Source organism: Micromonospora sp. NPDC047465 (genome assembly GCF_040643125.1).
Lineage (GTDB): Bacteria > Actinomycetota > Actinomycetes > Mycobacteriales > Micromonosporaceae > Micromonospora.
The window spans coordinates 94857-111255 of the sequence record NZ_JBEYTP010000004.1 but is presented as its reverse complement, the minus strand read 5'-3'; the positions used below and the strand labels follow the sequence as shown (position 1 = coordinate 111255).

The window sequence follows — 16399 nt, the reverse complement described above, 5'->3', positions numbered from 1 at the left end:
AACCGCCGTCCGTCGATCTACCTGGGCAGCGATGGGCTGTACCACTGCTGGGTGACTATCGGGACGAAGCCGAACGGCAAGCCCGACCGGAAGCACCGCAAGGGCAAGACCGCCACCGAGGTGGCCGCGCGCGTCGACGAGCTACTCGACCGGGTCAAGCGCGGCCACGGCGTACCGCAGAAGATCGAGACCGTCGAGCAGTGGTTGACGCACTGGCTGGAGCACGTCGTCAAGCCACGCCGCGCCTACGGCACCTACACCGCGTACCGGTCGCTGATCCACAACTACGCCATCCCGCACATCGGGGCGTGGAAGCTCGACGGAACCCGCCGACGGCTGGAGCCGGAGCACCTGGAGGCGATGTACACCGCGATGGCGGCCACGAAGATCGTGCGCGGCAGCCGCGGCAAGGACCGGGCGCCTACCCTTTCTCAGGGGACGATCCACAAGACGCACCGCGTGTTGTCGGCGGCGTTCAAGGCGGCCGTGCGGCGAGGCAAGGCCGCGCGCAACGTCTGCGAGCTGATCGAGCCGCCCAGCTACCGCCGGCGGAAGGTTGCTGCGTTGACCATCGCTGAGACGGAGGCCGTCATCAAGACGGCGCTGGACGACGAGATGGCCGCCCGGTGGCTCCTCGGCCTGCTCGCTGGACCTCGACAAGGAGAGACGCTCGGGCTGCGGTGGCCGCGGGTGCACCTCGACCCGCCCGCTGGCGAGGAGCCGTACGTGGAGCTCGAGACGCAGCTGCAACGACATGCGTGGCAGCACGGCTGCGACGACCCTGTGAAGTGCACCGAGGGGAAGCACCGCACGGAGCCGTGCCGGCCGCCGTGGGTGCACGGCTGCAAGGATCCGACCGTCTGCCGGCCTCGGCCGCACCTCTGCCCCCGCCGGCGCCCAGGGGACGGCTGTAACCGCCACACGCGGGCGTGCCCGCCGCTGTGCAAGCCGGGCTGCACCGGCCACGCCCGCCGCTGTCCTCAGAAGGTGGACGGCGGCCTCCAGGAGGTCGACCTGAAGACCGAGGAATCTGTCCGCCCGGTTGCCCTGCCGGCCGTGCTCGTCGAGCTGCTTCGCCGGCGGCGGGAGAAGCAGCAACAGGAGTTCGAGCTCCTCGGCTTGAAGTGGACGCCGAAAGAGCTCGTGTTCACCACGCCATGGGGGAAGCCGATCGACGCCGGCCAGGACCACAAGGCGTGGGAGGAGCTGCTGCGCCGCGCGGGTGTCGACGACGCGAAGTTGCACGCGGCCCGGCACACGGCCGGCACCATGCTGGTGGCCAGCGGCGCCGACATCAGCGTGGTCCAGGAGGTGCTCGGCCACACCGACATCAAGACCACCCGGATCTACGTCGACGTGGCGAAGAAGACGCAGCGCGAGGCGATGGACCGGGCGGTGTCCGCGCTGATGGACGGCAACCTCGCGGCGCTACTGCAACCCAACAGCGCAACCCAACGCCCTGATAGCTGATCTTCGACGGGCATGAAGAAGGCCCCGTTACCAGGTGTTTCGCCTGGTAACGGGGCCTTCCCCGTTGTGGAGCCGCCTGACGGAATCGAACCGTCGACCTACGCATTACGAGTGCGTCGCTCTAGCCGACTGAGCTAAGGCGGCAACGATCGTCAAGTGTACGGCACGTCCGGCCGCCCGGCCGAGCGGGATCCCCCCACCCGCCCCGCCGACCCGGACATCCGGGGCCGATCCGTCGTTCGCCGGACAGCGATGGCGGCGGGTCCGGACTACGCTGCGGCGGGTGACGGACGATCGTGCCCCCGACGACGACCCGCAGGACGGCGCGGCGGCGAGCCCGCACGCGAGCGAGGCGGCCGGCGGGCGGGCGGCGCGCCGACCGCGCAGCACCGATCCGCGCGAGCTGGGCTTCACCCCGCGCAAGCCCGTGCCGTGGCTCGCGCCTTTCCTGCTGATCAGCACCGGCATCCGTACGCTGCTGGCGATGCTCTTCGGGGCGTACCTGGACAAGCGGGAGCTGCAGAACGCGTTCGGCGACGGGATCTTCCGCCAGGTCGGGCCGGACGGCGGGCTCTGGCTGGACTACGTGGCCGACCTGGGCGACGGCTTCAACGCCACCTACTCGGTGGCCTACCTGATCGCCCAGCGCGAACTGGAGGTGGACGGGCACCGGCTGCCCCGGGCGCAGACCCTGGTGATGGGCGGCGACCAGGTCTACCCGTCGGCGGCGTACGAGGCGTACGAGGACCGGTGCAAGGGGCCCTACCAGGCCGCCCTGCCCGTCAGCCCGCCCGAGCGGCCGACGCTCTTCGCGGTCCCCGGCAACCACGACTGGTACGACGGCCTGACCGCCTTCCTGCGGCTGTTCGTCCGGTCCCGGGACCGGCACTTCGGCGGCTGGGACACCGGCCAGTCCCGCTCGTACTTCGCCGTCGAACTGCCCGCCGACTGGTGGCTGCTCGGCCTCGACGACCAGTCCGGCTCGTACCTGGACGACCCGCAGCTCACCTACTTCGACAAGGTCGCCGAGCGACTGGGCCCGCAGAGCCGGGTGATCCTGACCGTGCCGGCGCCGACCTGGGTCAAGGCCGTCGACCACCCCACGGCGTACGACTCGATCGACTACTTCATCCGCACGATCATCGCGCCCACCGGGGCGCAGGTGCGGCTGCTGATCTCCGGCGACCTGCACCACTACGCCCGGTACGCCGGCCCGGACCGGCAGTTGATCACCTGCGGCAGCGGGGGCGCGTACCTCTACCCGACGCACAAGCTCCCGGAGCGGATCGAGGTGCCCCCGCGTGACACCCTCGCCCGGCGGGCCAGCACCTCCCGCCCGTACGACCTGGCCGGCCGCTATCCGGACGCCGCCCGCTCCCGGCGGTACGGCTGGGGGATCTTTCCCCGGCTGCCGCTGCGCAACCCGGGCTTCACCACCCTGCTCGGCACCCTGCACACGCTGCTGATGCTGGCGATGGCCGGCGTCGTGAGCAACCGGACCGGCACCGAGCAGCGACTGTTCAGCGTGCCGCTGGTGGCGATGCTGGTCGTCACGGTGCTCGCCGCGGCCTTCTTCGCCAAGCCGCCCAGCTCGGGCGGGAAGCGGCACGCGCGGCACTGGATCCTCGGCGTGGGTCACGGCCTGGCCCACGTCGGGCTGGCCGCCGCCGGCACCTGGGCCTGGCTGGCCCTGCCTCTCTACGACTGGCCGTGGCCGCTGCCGGCCGTCGCCGCGGCGGTGGTCTACGGCCCGGTGAGCGGGCTGGTGGCGAGCCAGCTCGTGGCCGCGTACCTGCTGGTGGCGGGCGCGTTCGGGGTGAACGTCAACGAGCTCTTCGCCGGCCAGGGCATCGAGGACGCGAAGGCGTTCCTGCGGCTGCGCATCGATCCCGACGGCACGCTGACGATCTATCCGATCGCGGTCGACCGCGTCGCCCGCCACTGGCAGGTCAACCCCGACCAGTCCCCCGAGTCCTCCTGGCTGTCGCCGAAGCACCCCCTCCGCCCCCGCCTGGCCGAACCCCCCACCACCCTCACCTGACCACCCCACCCACCCCACCCCACCCCCACCCCGCCGGCCGCCGGCCTCGTTGATCATGAAGTTGCTGCGACACGCCGATGTGGGTGGCAACAACTTCATGATCAACCGAGCGGGGGAGGGGGCTGGGGGGCGGGGTCAGGGGTTGTAGTGCTGGTCGTGGGCCTGGCGGGGGCCGCAGACCGAGGCGCGGGAGCAGGAGCAGCGGGAGCCGTCGGCGTCCAGGCGGACCGTGACGGAGTCGCGCGGGACGCTGTGGCCGACCACCCGGCCGTCGCCCTCCGGCGTCGACACCCGCGCGCCGATCGCCGGGGCGGATTCCTGGAACCGCTGGTAAAGAGGATGTTCGTACTTGAGGCAGCACATCAGCCGGCCGCACGCGCCGGAGATGCGCAGCGGGTTGAGCGGCAGGTCCTGGTCCTTGGCCATCCGGATGGTCACCGGCTCGAAGTCGGTGAGGAAGGTGGCGCAGCAGAGGTCGCGGCCGCAGGAGCCGATGCCGCCCTGCACCCGCGCGGAGTCCCGGGCGGAGAGCTGGCGCAGCTCGACCCGGCAGTGCAGGGTGGCCCCCAGGTCACGGACCAGCGAGCGGAAGTCCACCCGGTGCGGGGCGGTGAAGTAGATGGTGCTCCGCTCGCCGCTCCCCTCGCCGGAGCCGAACACGTGGTCGACCGCCACCACCTTCATCGGCAGGCCGTGCTCCCGGATCAGCCGCTTCGCCGCGACCTTCGCCTCGGCCTTGCGCCGGCGCACCGCCTCGTCGCGGCGCAGGTCCTCGTCCTGCGCCAGCCCGGCCAGCCGGGGGAAGCCCGCCGTGTCCTCGGAGACCCACTGCGCGGCCCAGACGCACTCGGCCACCTCGGGCCCGTCGTCGGTCGGCACCAGCACCTTGTCGCCGACCTGCGGGCGCAGCTCGCCCGGGTCGAGGTAGTAGAGGCGCCCGTACCGCTGGAAGCTGACCGCGCAGAGCATGCCCATGCCCTTCACCCTACGACGGCCGGGCGGCTGCGGGCGGGCCGGCCGTCGCCGCCCGGCTACGCCGTGCAGCCATCCACAGTGGTCGAATCAACCGATCCGCAGGCCACCTCGCCGTGCCGTCCCCCCCTCGCCCGGACGGTTGATTCCGCTGCCCCGTACGGGACAAACGTGCACCGGAGGCGTTGAGTGGAGGCAGACCTGCGGGGGGTGCAGGGAAAGGCCACGGCGTCGCCGCCGGAGCCCGGCCGGACCGGGCCCTGGGCGCGACGCCGTGCGCCGTGCCGGGGTCCGTCGCGGAAACGCCGGGCGCGCCGCCCGGACGGGGCGGTCGGGAACTACCAGCCGATCCGGGTGGGGGCGTCGTAGCGGGGGCGGTCGGCCACGGGCTCCCACCAGCGGGACTCGGCCAGGCTCGGCCCCCACTGGCGCAGCAGCGTCTCCGCCCCGTCGTACGCGACACAGAGCACCGCCAACACCCGCGCGGCGATCTCGGCGGCCTCGGTCCCGCCCGGCCCGGCCGGCCCCCGGTGCCCCGGTCCGCCGCCCGGCACCGAGGTCGCCGCGACCACGGCCACCGCTTCGGCGGAGCGCAGCACGTCGGCCAGCGCCCGGGCCAGCGCCCGCCGGCTGCCCTCCACCCAGTCGGCGAGGGCGTCGGCGTAACCGGCGGTCGACTCCAGCCGCCCGACCAGGCTCTCCGGCCCCTCGTCGAGATGGCGCAGCAGGGCCGTCCGGGCCTGCCCGTAGGCCGACGCTGCCGGACCGGACCAGAGCACCGGATCAGCCAGCGCGGCGGAGGCGTCGTCGTAGCCCCGGACGAGCCGGCGCGCCGCGTGGCCGGCGCCCGCCAGCGGCGCCGGGTGCAGGTCGAGGAAGTTCCGGACCGCCTCGCCGGGGAGCACCTGCATCCGACGCAGCAGCGGCCAGACGCGGTGGCCCTCGGGCGCCCCGGCGGCGAGCAGCGTGTCGACCCGACCCAACAGGTCGAGCCCGGGCTCGGCGAGCCGGTCCAGCGTGTCCATCACGCCTCCCCGGTCAGCCGGTGGCGGGCGGCGCGGTCGGCGTCGGCGTAGTGGTCGGCGGCGGCCCGCACCGCCGCCGCCGCGACCGCCAGCCGCTGCGCCACGGCGTGCGCCTCCCGGGCCCGGTCGCCGGTGGCCGCGATCCACTGCCGGTGCAGGGCCCGCCCGATCTCGCCGGGCCGGCCGGGGGCGTCGGCGCCGAACGCGGCCTGCGGCGGGTCGCCGGCGGTGACCGTGCGGGACACGGCCGTCATGGTCTCGCTCGCCTGGTCGAGCCGGGCGGCGAGGGCGTGCAGGGTGTCCATGTCAGGCTCCCGCCAGCGGACGGTAGGCGGCGAAGGTCTCGTTGTGCAGCTTCTCCCGGGCCCACTGGGCGGCATCCGCCGCCGCGGTGACCGCGGCCTGCACCGAGCCGGCGACGTCCCGGGGGCTGCGGGTGTGCAACGGGCCGAGGAACCGGACGTCGGTGATCCGCCCGCCGGCGGTGACCACCACCTCGACCAGCCCGTCGGGCGACCGGACGGTGACCTCGACGGTCGCCACCGCCCGGTCGAACTCGGCCTGGAGGGACTCGATCCGGCGGTAACGCCGCACCGCCTCCTCGATCCAGGCCTCGTCGATCTCCCCCCGCGACATCGGCGGACTCCTCCCGGACAGGTCATCACTGAGCGTGCCGCCACCGTCACGGCACACCGGACCGTACCGCACAGCAATTGCGGCTGTCGATGCCTGTGGACAACCGACGCGGCCGGCGGAATCCGGCCCGGTGCCGAACGGGCGGGTCAGCCCTTCCAGAGCGCGAGCATCATCGCCTCGACGGCGATCCGGGGCTTGACGTTCGCCTCGATCGCCGCCCGGCACTCCAGCACCGCCTCCAGGCGGCGCAGCGCCCCCTCGGCGTCCCACTTCTGCGCGCCCGCCCCGGCCAGCGCGGCGGTGTCGGTGTGCACCGACGCCACTGGGGCGCGCAGCGCCATGGTGAGCGCGTCCCGGTAGAAGCCGGCCAGGTCGACCAGGGCGCGGTCGAGCGCGTCCCGCTGCGCCCGGGTGGCCCGTGACTTCTGCCGCTTCTCCAGGTCCTTGAGCTGGCCGGCGGCGCCCCGGATCGCGCCGGCCGCGCCCCGCCCGGTGCCGCCGGCGCCGAGTGCCGTCTCCAGCGCCGCCCGCTCGGTCGCGTCGGTCTCCGCCACCGACGCCGCCGCCTCCGCCTCCGCCGCCTCGATGAGCGCCGACGCCGCGTCGAACGCGGCTCCCACGCCGGTCAGCCGGCGCGGCACCGCGAGCACCGCCTCCCGGCGGGTGCGCGCCTCCGGGTCGCGGGCCAGGCGGCGGGCCCGGCCCACGTGCCCCTGCGCGGCCGCCGCCGCCCACTGCGCCACGTCGGGCGCCACGCCGTCCCGGCGGGCCAGCACCTCGGCCACCGCCTCGGCCGCCGGCTGCCGCAGCGGTACGACCCGGCAGCGCGACCGGATGGTCACCGAGATGTCGTCCGGGTGGGTGGACGGGGCACAGAGCAGGAAGACCGTACGCGGCGGCGGCTCCTCGATGGCCTTGAGCAGCGCGTTGCCGGCGGCCTCCGTGAGCCGGTCCGCGTCCTCGATGACCACCACCTGCCACCGCCCGCCCGACGGGGTGCTGGCGGCGCGCAGCACCAGCGCCCGCATCTCGTTGACGCCGATGGAGAGCCCCTCCGGCACCACCAGCCGGACGTCGGCGTGCGTGCCGGCCATCGTGGTGTGGCAGCCGGGGCACTGGCCGCAGCCGGTGCCGTACGCGCACTGCAGGGCGGCGGCGAAGGCCCGGGCCGCCACCGACCGGCCCGACCCGGGCGGCCCGGTGAAGATCCAGGCGTGCGTCATCCCCGCCCCGGGATCGACGGCGGCACCCGCCCCCGCGCCCTCGGCCTCCTCGGCGAGCGCGTCGAACTCGTCCCCGGCGGCGTCGGTCGTGGGCGCGACGGCGGCGGCGCGCAGCACGGCCGCCGCCGAGGCGGCGGCGCGGCGCAGCGTGTCGACCGCCTCGTCCTGCCCGACCAGGTCGGCGAAGACGTCCGGCATCAGGTCCTATGCTCCATCGTCACCAGCTCCGATTCGGATAACTCCGGCTGCACCGAGGTGTCCGGCCCCTGGGCGGGGCGCGGGTGCACGATGCCGCCCGGGGTGCCCAGCATCTCCTCGACCCGCCGGGCCACCTGCTCGGCGATCTCCTCGACCGGGCGGGACGCGTCGAGCACCAGGTAGCGCTTCGGGTCGGCGGCGGCGAGGTCGAGGAAGGCGTACCGGACCCGCTCGTGGAAGGCGACCGACTCGGCCTCCACGTGGTCGGCCGCCTCGGCGCGGGACGCCACCCGGGACAGGCCGGTGTGCGGGTCGACGTCGAGCAGCACCACGAGGTCGGGCTTGAGCCCGCCGGTGGCCCAGGAGGACAGCCAGGAGACCTCGTCGACGGGGAGTGTCCGCCCCGCCCCCTGGTACGCCAGGGACGAGTCGACGTACCGGTCGCTGATCACCACCGCGCCGCGGACGAGCGCCGGCCGGACGACGGTGGCCACGTGGTGCGCCCGGTCGGCGGCGTAGAGCAGCGCCTCGGCGCGCGGCGACGGCACGTCGGACCCGGGCGCGCCGAGCAGCAGCGACCGGATCCGCTCGCCGACGGCGGTGGCGCCCGGCTCGCGGGTGACCACCACGTCGCGCCCCTGCCCGCCCAGCCGCTCGGCGAGCGCGGCGAGCTGGGTGGACTTGCCGGCGCCCTCGCCGCCCTCGAAGACCACGAAGAGGCCGGCGGAGACGAACGGCTCGGCGGGCATCAGCGGGCGGCCCCGGATGGAGCCCCAGAGGTCGGCCAGGACGGGGACGCCCTTCTTGTCGTCCATCTGCCCGAACGCGCTGATCCCGGCGAAGATGCCGGCGGTGCCGGCGGCGAGCAGCAGCAGTCGGGTCGACGAGATCGAGACGCCCAGGTCGGCCAGCTCCAGCCGGCGCGAGCCGCCGACGCCGGCGAGCAGGCTGCTCAGGCCGATCGCCAGGATCAGCACCAGCCGGGTGCCGATCTGCACCACCGCGAAGACCCGGCCCCGCACCTCGTCGGCGATCTCCCCGCCGAGCAGGGTGGTGCCGGAGAGGAACGCCATGCCGGCGCCCGCGCCGACCAGGATCGCGCCCACCATCGCCATGGACAGGTGGATGGCGAAGGCCAGGGTCATCACCGAGGCGCTGGCCAGCACGATGCTCATGCCGAACCAGCGCCGCCGGGACATGTCCTTGACGATCATCGGGCCGAGCCCGATGCCGAGCGCGAGACCGACGAAGATGGCGCCGAAGAGCAGGTAGAAGGCGGCGTCGCCGGCGCCGAGCGAGGTGGCGAAGAACTTCGCCGTGCCGATCACGATGCCGCCGCCGGCGAAGGCGCCGAAGATGCCGAGCACCAGGCCGCGTACCAGGGGGGTCTGCCCGATGAACCGCCAGCCCTCCTTGAACTGGCGCAGCATGCTCTGCTCGCCGCCACCCCGCTCCGCGGCCTGCCCCTGGCTGATCTCCTTGATGCCGTACGCCACCACCAGCGCGGTGGCCAGCCGGGAGAGCGCGTTGAACCAGAGCGCCAGATCGGCCGGCTCGGCCCAGTCCGGCGTCGAGCCCCCGGTGGCCGCCCGCACGATGCCGTCGAGCGCGGCGAGGATCAGTGCGGCGAGGACCGGCGTGAGGCCGTACGTGGTGATGAGCGTGAGCTGGTTGGCGGCCTCCAGCCGGGCGCGCGGGATCAGGTTGGGGACCGCGGCCTCCTTGGCCGGGATCCACAGCAGCGTGATCGACTCGATCAGGAAGGTGGCGGTCGCCGCCCAGCCGACCACCACGCCGCCGGGGGCGCCGAGCAACGCGACCAGCGGGATCGAGGCGAAGAGCAGGAACCGCAGCACGTCGCAGATGACCATCGTCCAGCGCCGGTCGAACCGGTCGGCCAGCACGCCGGCGATCGGGCCGAGCACCAGCGCCGGCAGCAGCCGGATGGCGATGACGCCACCGAAGGCGGCGCCCTTGGCAGTGCTCCCCTCGACCTGGGAGGCGGCGAAGACGGAGGTGGCGAGCAGGCCGAACCAGTCGCCGAACGAGGCCGCGCCGAGGACGATCCAGAGCCGGCGGAACGGCGTGATCCGCAGTACCGACCGGATGCCGGCGTAGCCGGACAGGTCGGCCTTGGGCTGGTCGGCGGTGCCGTCGGGCTTGTTCGATGACGACGACACGCCGGGCGACTCGCCGTTGAACTGGCTTTCGATGGCCGTACCTCCACGTGCCGGCCCATCGCTGGGCAGTCCCGGTGGAACACTCTAGACCCGGTGGGGAACCTTCCCCGCCGCGACATTCTCCTGCTCGCCGAGCCTAGGCCGCCGCGGCCACCGCCGTCAGCCCGGACAGACGCGAGGGTATTTCGCATTCACTCCCAGACAGTTAGCGTGCAGACGTGGCCACCGAAAGCGACAGACTCCGTGAGCGGCTCGACCGGGCGACCGCGCACCTCGACCCGCCGTACGCCGTGGTCGACCTCGCCACCTTCGACGGCAACGCCGCCGCGCTGGCCGGCCGCGCCGGCGGCAAGCCGATCCGCGTCGCCAGCAAGTCGGTCCGCGCCCGGGAGCTGATCGGCCGGGCGCTGGGGCGACCGGGCTGGCACGGCGTGATGGCCTTCACCCTGCCCGAGGCGATCTGGCTGGTCCGCGCCGGTGTGACCGACGACGCGCTGGTGGCGTACCCCACCGTCGACCGGGGAGCGCTCGCCGAGCTCGCCGCCGACCCGGCGCTCGCCGCCGCCGTCACGCTGATGGTCGACGGCACCGACCAGCTCGACCTCGTCGACGCCGTGCGGGCGCCCGGCGGGCGTCCCGAGCTGCGGGTCTGCCTCGACCTGGACGCCTCCTGGCGACCGCTGGGCGGGCGGGTGCACATCGGGGTGCGCCGCTCGCCGGTGCACAGCGCCCGGGCGGCCGGCGCGCTCGCCGCCACCGTCGCGGGCCGCGCCGGCTTCCGGCTCGTCGGGCTGATGTCGTACGAGGCGCAGATCGCCGGCCTCGGGGACGCCCCGCCCGGGCGGGCGGTGCTCGGCTCCGCGATCCGGCTGGCCCAGCGCGGGTCGTACCGCGAGTTGCTGACCCGCCGGGCCGCGGCGGTGGCCGCCGTACGCGAACACGCCGACCTGGAGTTCGTCAACGGCGGCGGCACCGGCAGCCTGGCCGCGACCAGCGCCGATCCCGCGGTCACCGAGGTCACCGCGGGATCGGGCCTGTACGGGCCGACGCTGTTCGACGCCTACCGCGCCTGGCGCCCCACCCCGGCGGCGTTCTTCGCCTGCGCGGTGGTCCGCCGCCCGGCGCCCGGCCTGGCCACCGTGCTCGGCGGCGGCTGGGTCGCCTCCGGCCCGGCGGAGGACAGCCGGCTGCCCCGCCCGTGGCTGCCCGGCGGGCTGAAGCTGGTCGGCACCGAGGGGGCCGGCGAGGTGCAGACCCCGCTGGCCGGCACGGCGGCCGCCACCCTGCGGGTCGGCGACCGGGTCTGGTTCCGGCACGCGAAGGCCGGCGAGCTGTGCGAGCACGTCAACGAGCTGCACCTGGTCGAGGGGGATGCGGTCGTGGCCACCGTGCCCACCTACCGGGGCGAGGGCCACGCCTTCCTCTGAGACTCACCGACCCGGCGCACCCCGGGCCGTCTGCCGCTTTCCGCCGCCCGGCGCACCCCGGGCCTTCGCGTCCGGTCCCGCCACCCACGCACCCGGGCCGGCGGACCGGGGTCAGCCGGGCTGGCCGGCGTCGGCCGGGGCGTCGACCTGTCGGTGCAGGTACTCCCGGATCAGCGCCTTCGCCTCGGCCAGCACCCGCTGGTCGCCTTCCGGCAGCCGACGGAACGCCAGCTTGATCAGCGCGTCGGCCGTCTCCACGGCGATCTCCAGATGGAACTGGAGGTCGGGGACGTCGGTCAGACCGAAACGCTCGCCGAGCACGCGGGCCAGCTGGTCCGCGATCACCCCGTTGTTGTCCCGCTGCTCATCGAGCAGGTGCAGGTCGACCACGTCGCCGAAGTGCAGGGTACGGAATCCCGGGACGGTGCGGTGCATCGTGATGTACTCGTCGATCCCCGCGTCGACCCCGTCCCACCAGTGGGTCAGGTCGTCGGAGGCGAAACGCTCGTCGAGCCGCTGGAGGTAGGACTCCATCGTGCGCAGGGTGAGCGCCTGCACGATCGCCCGCTTGTCCGGAAAGAACTGGTACACCGACCCGATCGCCACCTCGGCACGCTCGGCGAGCAGGGTCGTGGTGAGCCCCTCGTACCCCACCTCGTCGACGAGTTCGGCACAGGCGTCCAGCATCCGCTGGACCCGAGCGACACTTCGACCCTGCACCGGTACGCGGCGCAGCGGCCCGGCTGTGGCGGCTGGTGTGGACACTCGGCGCCACCCCCCTTCGACGGATGAACATATCTGCACGTCACGAGTTCGTGACTACCGGTACAACGAGCAAGACTCGATTGCGGTATTTACCTGCGACAACGTTCCTGATATGAAGTCAGTTCACATTCATGTCGAGGAGTGTGCATGGCCGGCACCGCAGGCTCCACCACCGCCTGGTCCAACTGGGCCGGCAACCAGCGCGCCACCGCCACCGCCATCCTGCGCCCCACCTCTCTCTCCGACGTCACCGATGCCATACGCGCCGCCGCGGCGGCCGGAGACCGGATCCGGGTGGTCGGCAGCGGCCACTCCTTCACCGGCGTCGCGGTCGCCGACGGACGGCGGATGGAACTGACCGCACTGGACACCGGCGTACGCGTCGACGTCGACCGCCGACTGGTCACCGTACCGGCCGGGATCACCCTGTGCGCGCTCAACGACCTGCTCGCCGCGCACGCTCTCGCGCTGCCCAACCTCGGCGACATCGACGCGCAGACGATCGCCGGGGCGATCTCCACCGGCACCCACGGCACCGGTGCCGCGTACGGCTGCCTGTCGACGTTCGTCGAGGCGCTCACCATCGTCACCGGCACCGGCGAGGTGCTGCGCTGCTCCGCCGACGAGAACCCCGACGTCTTCGCCGCCGCCCGGGTCTCCCTGGGCGCCCTCGGTGTGCTGGTCGAGGTCACCCTGCGCTGTGTGGACGCCTTCGTGCTGCACGCGCACGAGCGGCCGGCGCCGCTGGACGCCGTGCTGGCCGACCTGCCGGCGCTGGTCGAGGGGCACGACCACGCGGAGTTCTACTGGTTCCCGTACACCGACCGGGTGCAGGTCAAGACCAACGACCGGGTGCCCGTCGACGACCGGCCGCTGCCCCGGTGGCGCGGGTGGCTGGACGACGACTTCCTCTCCAACACCGTCTTCGAGGGCGCCTGCCGGCTCGGCCGCGCCGTGCCGGCGCTCGCCCCGAGGATCAGCGCGGTCTCCGCGCGGGCGCTCACCGAACGCCGCTACACGGGCCGCTCCGACAAGGTGTTCTGCACCCCGCGCCGGGTCCGCTTCGTGGAGATGGAGTACGGGCTGCCGCGCGAGGCGCTCGGCGAGGCGCTCGGCGCGCTCCGGCGGATCGTGGACGGCCTGCCCTTCAAGGTGCTCTTCCCCGTGGAGGTGCGGTTCACCGCCGCCGACGACATCTGGCTCTCCCACGGGTACGGGCGCGAGTCGGCGTACGTGGCGGTCCACCAGTACGTCGGCATGCCGTACGAGCCGTACTTCCGCGCGTTCGAGCAGGTCGCGGAGGGGTTGGGCGGTCGCCCGCACTGGGGCAAGCTGCACTGGCGGGACGCGGGGTCGCTGGCCCCCGCGTACCCCCGCTTCCCGGACTTCCTGGCCGAACGCGACCGCCTGGACCCCGACCGTCTCTTCACCAACCCCCACCTCACCCGAATCCTCGGCTGAGGTGGCGGGTCAGTCGGCGGTGGTGGTGGCCTTTCGGGGGGCCGCCTTCTTGGCCGGGGCCTTCTTCGCCGTGGTGGCCTTGGCCGTCGTCGTCTTCTTGGCGGCCGTGGACTTGGTCGCCGCAGCCGTCTTCTTCGTCGCCGCGGCCTTCTTGGCGGGTGCCTTCTTCGCGGCGGCCTTCTTCTTCGGCGCCGGGCCCTTCGCGCGCTTCTCGGCGAGCATCTCGGAGGCTTCCTCGATGCTCAGCGCCTCCGGGGTCTGGCCCCGGCGCAGCGACGCGTTGGTCTCCCCGTCCGTGACGTACGGGCCGAACCGACCGTCCTTGATGACCAGCGGCTTCTCGGTCAGCGGGTCGACGCCCATCTCCCGCAGGGGCGGCGCGGCGGCCCGACGCTGGCGGGTCTTCGGGGCGGCCAGCAGGGCCAGCGCCTCGTCCAGCGTGACGGTGAACATCTTGTCCTCGGAGTCCAGCGAGCGGAACTCGTCGCCGCGCTTGACGTACGGGCCGTAGCGGCCGTTATTCGCGAAGACCTCGACACCGTCCGGGGCCACGCCGACCAGCCGGGGCAGGCTGAGCAGCTTCAGCGCCTCATCGAGGGTGAGCGAGTCCGGCGACTGCGAGCGCAGCAGCGACGACTTGCGCTCGCCGCTGGCCACGTACGGGCCGAAGCGGCCCGACTTGAGCAGGATCGGCTCGCCGGTGGCCGGGTCGTCGCCGAGCTTCCGCTCGCCCCCGCCCCCGAGGAACAGCTCGTGCACCTTCTCCGGGGTCAGCTCGTCCGGCGCCAGCCCCTCGGGGATCGGCGCCCGGTCGCCCTGGCCGGCGCCCTCCTCGCCCTCCGCGGCGGGCGCCGGCTGCTCGCCCGGCACCGCCCGCTGAAGGTACGGGCCGTAGCGGCCGACCCGGACGACGACCTCGCGGCCGTCGTCGTCGGTGAACAGCGGGATCGAGTTGACGCTGCGCGCGTCGATCTCGCTGAGGTTCTCGGTGACCAGCTTCTTCAGGCCGCCAGAGCGGGCGATGTCCCGGTCGCCGACGCCGTTGGCGCTGCCGAAGTAGAACGCGGTGAGGAAGTCGACCGCCGCGTGATCGCCGCCGGCGATCTCGTCCAGCTCGTTCTCCATGCTGGCCGTGAAGTCGTAGTCGACCAGGCGCGGGTAGTGCCGCTCCAGCAGGCCGATCACGGCGAACGCCAGGAATGACGGGATCATCGCCTGGCCGCGCTTGAAGACGTACCCGCGGTCCTGGATGGTCTGCATGATCGACGCGTACGTCGAGGGACGGCCGATGCCCAGCTCTTCGAGGGCCTTGACCAGCGACGCCTCGGTGTAGCGCGACGGTGGCTGGGTGTGGTGGCCCTGCGCGGCCAGCTCGTCGGCGGTGAGCGGCTGGTCCTTGACGAGGGTGGGCAGCCGGCGCTCGGCGTCCTCGGCCTCCGCGTTCTCGTCGTCGCTCGACTCGACGTACGCGCGCAGGAAGCCCGGGTCGGTGATGGTCTTGCCGGTGGCGCCGAAGTCGGCCTCCTCCTGCGCCGAGGAGACGGCGCGGATGCGCACCGAGACGCTGGAGCCGACGGCATCGGTCATCTGCGAGGCGATGGTGCGCCGCCAGATCAGCTCGTAGAGCTTGAACTCCTCGGCCGACAGCTCCTTGGCCACGTCGCCCGGGGTGCGGAAGTTGTCCCCCGCCGGGCGGATCGCCTCGTGCGCCTCCTGCGCGTTCTTCACCTTGCCGGTGTAGCGGCGCGGCTCCGGCGGCACGCTGCGCTCGCCGTACAGCTCGACGATCTGCCGGCGGGCCGCCGCGATGGCGGTCTCCGACAGGTTCACCGAGTCGGTACGCATGTAGGTGATGTAGCCGTTCTCGTAGAGGCGCTGCGCGGTGCGCATCGTCTGCTGCGACGAGAACCGCAGCTTGCGGGCCGCCTCCTGCTGGAGGGTGGAGGTGATGAACGGCGCGTACGGGCGACGCCGGTAGGGCTTCTCCTCGACGCGGGTGACGGTGAACGGCCGGCCCTCCAGGCGGGCCGCGAGCCCCCGGGCCCCGCCCTCGTCCAGGTGCACCACCCCGGCGCCGGGCTTCACGCGCCCCGTGGTCGGCTCGAAGTCCTTGCCGGTGGCGATGCGGTCGCCGTTCAGCGCGACCAGGGTGGCGTTGAAGTTGCGCGGCCCCTCGCCGGCGTTCGCCACGGCGAGGGTGGCCAGGATGTCCCAGTATTCCGCCGTGCGGAAGGCCATCCGCTGCCGTTCCCGCTCCACCACGATCCGGGTCGCCACGGACTGCACCCGGCCCGCCGAGAGCTTCGGCATGACCTTCTTCCACAGCACCGGGGAGACCTCGTAGCCGTAGAGCCGATCGAGGATGCGCCGGGCCTCCTGGGCGTCGACCAGGTCCCGGTCGATCTCGCGGGGGTTGGCCACCGCCGCCTGGATCGCCGGCTTGGTGATCTCGTGGAAGACCATCCGCTTGACCGGCACCTTGGGCTTGAGGGTCTCCACCAGGTGCCAGGCGATCGCCTCGCCCTCGCGGTCCTCGTCCGTCGCCAGGAAGATCTCGTCGACCTCCTTGGCCAGCTTCACCAGCTTGCTGATCTGCTGCTTGCGGTCGGCGGAGACCACGTAGAGGGCGTGGAAGCCGTTGTCGACGTCCACCCCGAGCCGCGCCCACGGCTCGCCCTTGTACTTCGCCGGCACGTCGGCGGCGTTGCGTGGAAGGTCCCGGACGTGGCCGAAGCTGGCCTCCACGACGTATCCCGGGCCGAGGTAGCCCGAGATCGTCTTGGCCTTCGCCGGTGACTCGACGATGACCAGACGGGTGGTTCCAGCGTTGCTCGGCACGTTTCTCCCCGACCTCACTCCTGCTCGCAGCCGCGCGGTGCCCGGTTCGGGCCCGCTTCCGACCCGCCGACCCCCGGCGGCCCGGACGTCCAACGTAACGCGCCGCCCGCGTTTCGGGTTTCGCGGGCGGCAAACCGCCCCCGGCGGGGCGGCACCTTCTCTC

General features: G+C 73.4%; 12 protein-coding genes and 1 tRNA gene. 4 read left to right on the top strand and 9 right to left on the bottom strand.

All coding sequences use genetic code 11. The features are described 5' to 3' along the window. Nucleotides 1-51: 51 nt before the first annotated feature. Entirely contained in the window at nt 52-1470 is a 1419-nt protein-coding gene (locus tag ABZ793_RS06000; protein ID WP_357452586.1) for a tyrosine-type recombinase/integrase, read from the top strand. 67 nt (nt 1471-1537) lie between these two features. Here ABZ793_RS06000 and ABZ793_RS05995 read toward each other — a convergent pair. Further along, nucleotides 1538-1614 (bottom strand) — tRNA-Thr (locus ABZ793_RS05995). A gap of 139 nt (nt 1615-1753) precedes the next feature. Between ABZ793_RS05995 and ABZ793_RS05990 the strand changes: the two genes are divergently transcribed. Next, nucleotides 1754-3511 (top strand): metallophosphoesterase, encoded by a 1758-nt coding sequence (locus ABZ793_RS05990; RefSeq protein WP_357452583.1) that lies wholly within the window; start codon nt 1754-1756, stop codon nt 3509-3511. Between the two features lie 135 nt (nt 3512-3646). Here the strand turns inward: ABZ793_RS05990 and ricT are convergent, their stop codons facing one another. The 6 genes from ricT to tmk all read right to left on the bottom strand — a co-directional run bounded on the left by ricT (nt 3647) and on the right by tmk (nt 9655). Continuing rightward, nucleotides 3647-4486 carry a regulatory iron-sulfur-containing complex subunit RicT gene (ricT, locus tag ABZ793_RS05985; protein WP_357452580.1) on the bottom strand — a complete coding sequence of 280 codons (840 nt, stop codon included), beginning with the start codon at nt 4484-4486 and terminating at the stop codon, nt 3647-3649. Between the two features lie 335 nt (nt 4487-4821). Next, on the bottom strand, nt 4822-5508 hold the full coding sequence (locus ABZ793_RS05980) for a hypothetical protein (RefSeq protein ID WP_357452577.1): 687 nt from the start codon (nt 5506-5508) through the stop codon (nt 4822-4824). Further along, nucleotides 5508-5813, bottom strand: coding sequence for a hypothetical protein (locus ABZ793_RS05975; protein ID WP_350701801.1), 306 nt, complete (start codon nt 5811-5813; stop codon nt 5508-5510). Before ABZ793_RS05975 ends, ABZ793_RS05980 begins: the two co-directional genes overlap by 1 nt. 1 nt (nt 5814) lies before the next feature. Continuing rightward, on the bottom strand, nt 5815-6144 hold the full coding sequence (locus ABZ793_RS05970) for a YbaB/EbfC family nucleoid-associated protein (protein WP_350701802.1): 330 nt from the start codon (nt 6142-6144) through the stop codon (nt 5815-5817). Between the two features lie 146 nt (nt 6145-6290). After that, nucleotides 6291-7565, bottom strand: a complete 1275-nt coding sequence (locus tag ABZ793_RS05965) for a DNA polymerase III subunit delta' (protein ID WP_357452572.1) — start codon at nt 7563-7565, stop codon at nt 6291-6293. Further along, nucleotides 7565-9655, bottom strand: coding sequence for a dTMP kinase (gene tmk / locus ABZ793_RS05960; RefSeq protein WP_357453166.1), 2091 nt, complete (start codon nt 9653-9655; stop codon nt 7565-7567). Before tmk ends, ABZ793_RS05965 begins: the two co-directional genes overlap by 1 nt. Nucleotides 9656-9963: 308 nt before the next feature. Here tmk and ABZ793_RS05955 point away from each other — a divergent pair, with 308 nt between their 5' ends. Next, a complete protein-coding gene (locus ABZ793_RS05955) occupies nt 9964-11172 on the top strand; it encodes an alanine racemase (protein ID WP_357452569.1) in 1209 nt (402 codons plus the stop codon). Nucleotides 11173-11283: 111 nt separating this feature from the next. Here the strand turns inward: ABZ793_RS05955 and ABZ793_RS05950 are convergent, their stop codons facing one another. Beyond that, a complete protein-coding gene (locus ABZ793_RS05950) occupies nt 11284-11859 on the bottom strand; it encodes a TetR family transcriptional regulator (protein WP_357452565.1) in 576 nt (191 codons plus the stop codon). Nucleotides 11860-12084: 225 nt separating this feature from the next. On the opposite strand from ABZ793_RS05950, the gene ABZ793_RS05945 reads away from it, so the two are divergent. Further along, on the top strand, nt 12085-13398 hold the full coding sequence (locus tag ABZ793_RS05945) for a D-arabinono-1,4-lactone oxidase (protein WP_357452562.1): 1314 nt from the start codon (nt 12085-12087) through the stop codon (nt 13396-13398). 9 nt (nt 13399-13407) lie between these two features. On the opposite strand, the gene topA is transcribed toward ABZ793_RS05945, so the two are convergent. After that, nucleotides 13408-16236, bottom strand: a complete 2829-nt coding sequence (gene topA, locus ABZ793_RS05940; RefSeq protein ID WP_357452559.1) for a type I DNA topoisomerase — start codon at nt 16234-16236, stop codon at nt 13408-13410. Between the last annotated feature and the right edge of the window lie 163 nt (nt 16237-16399).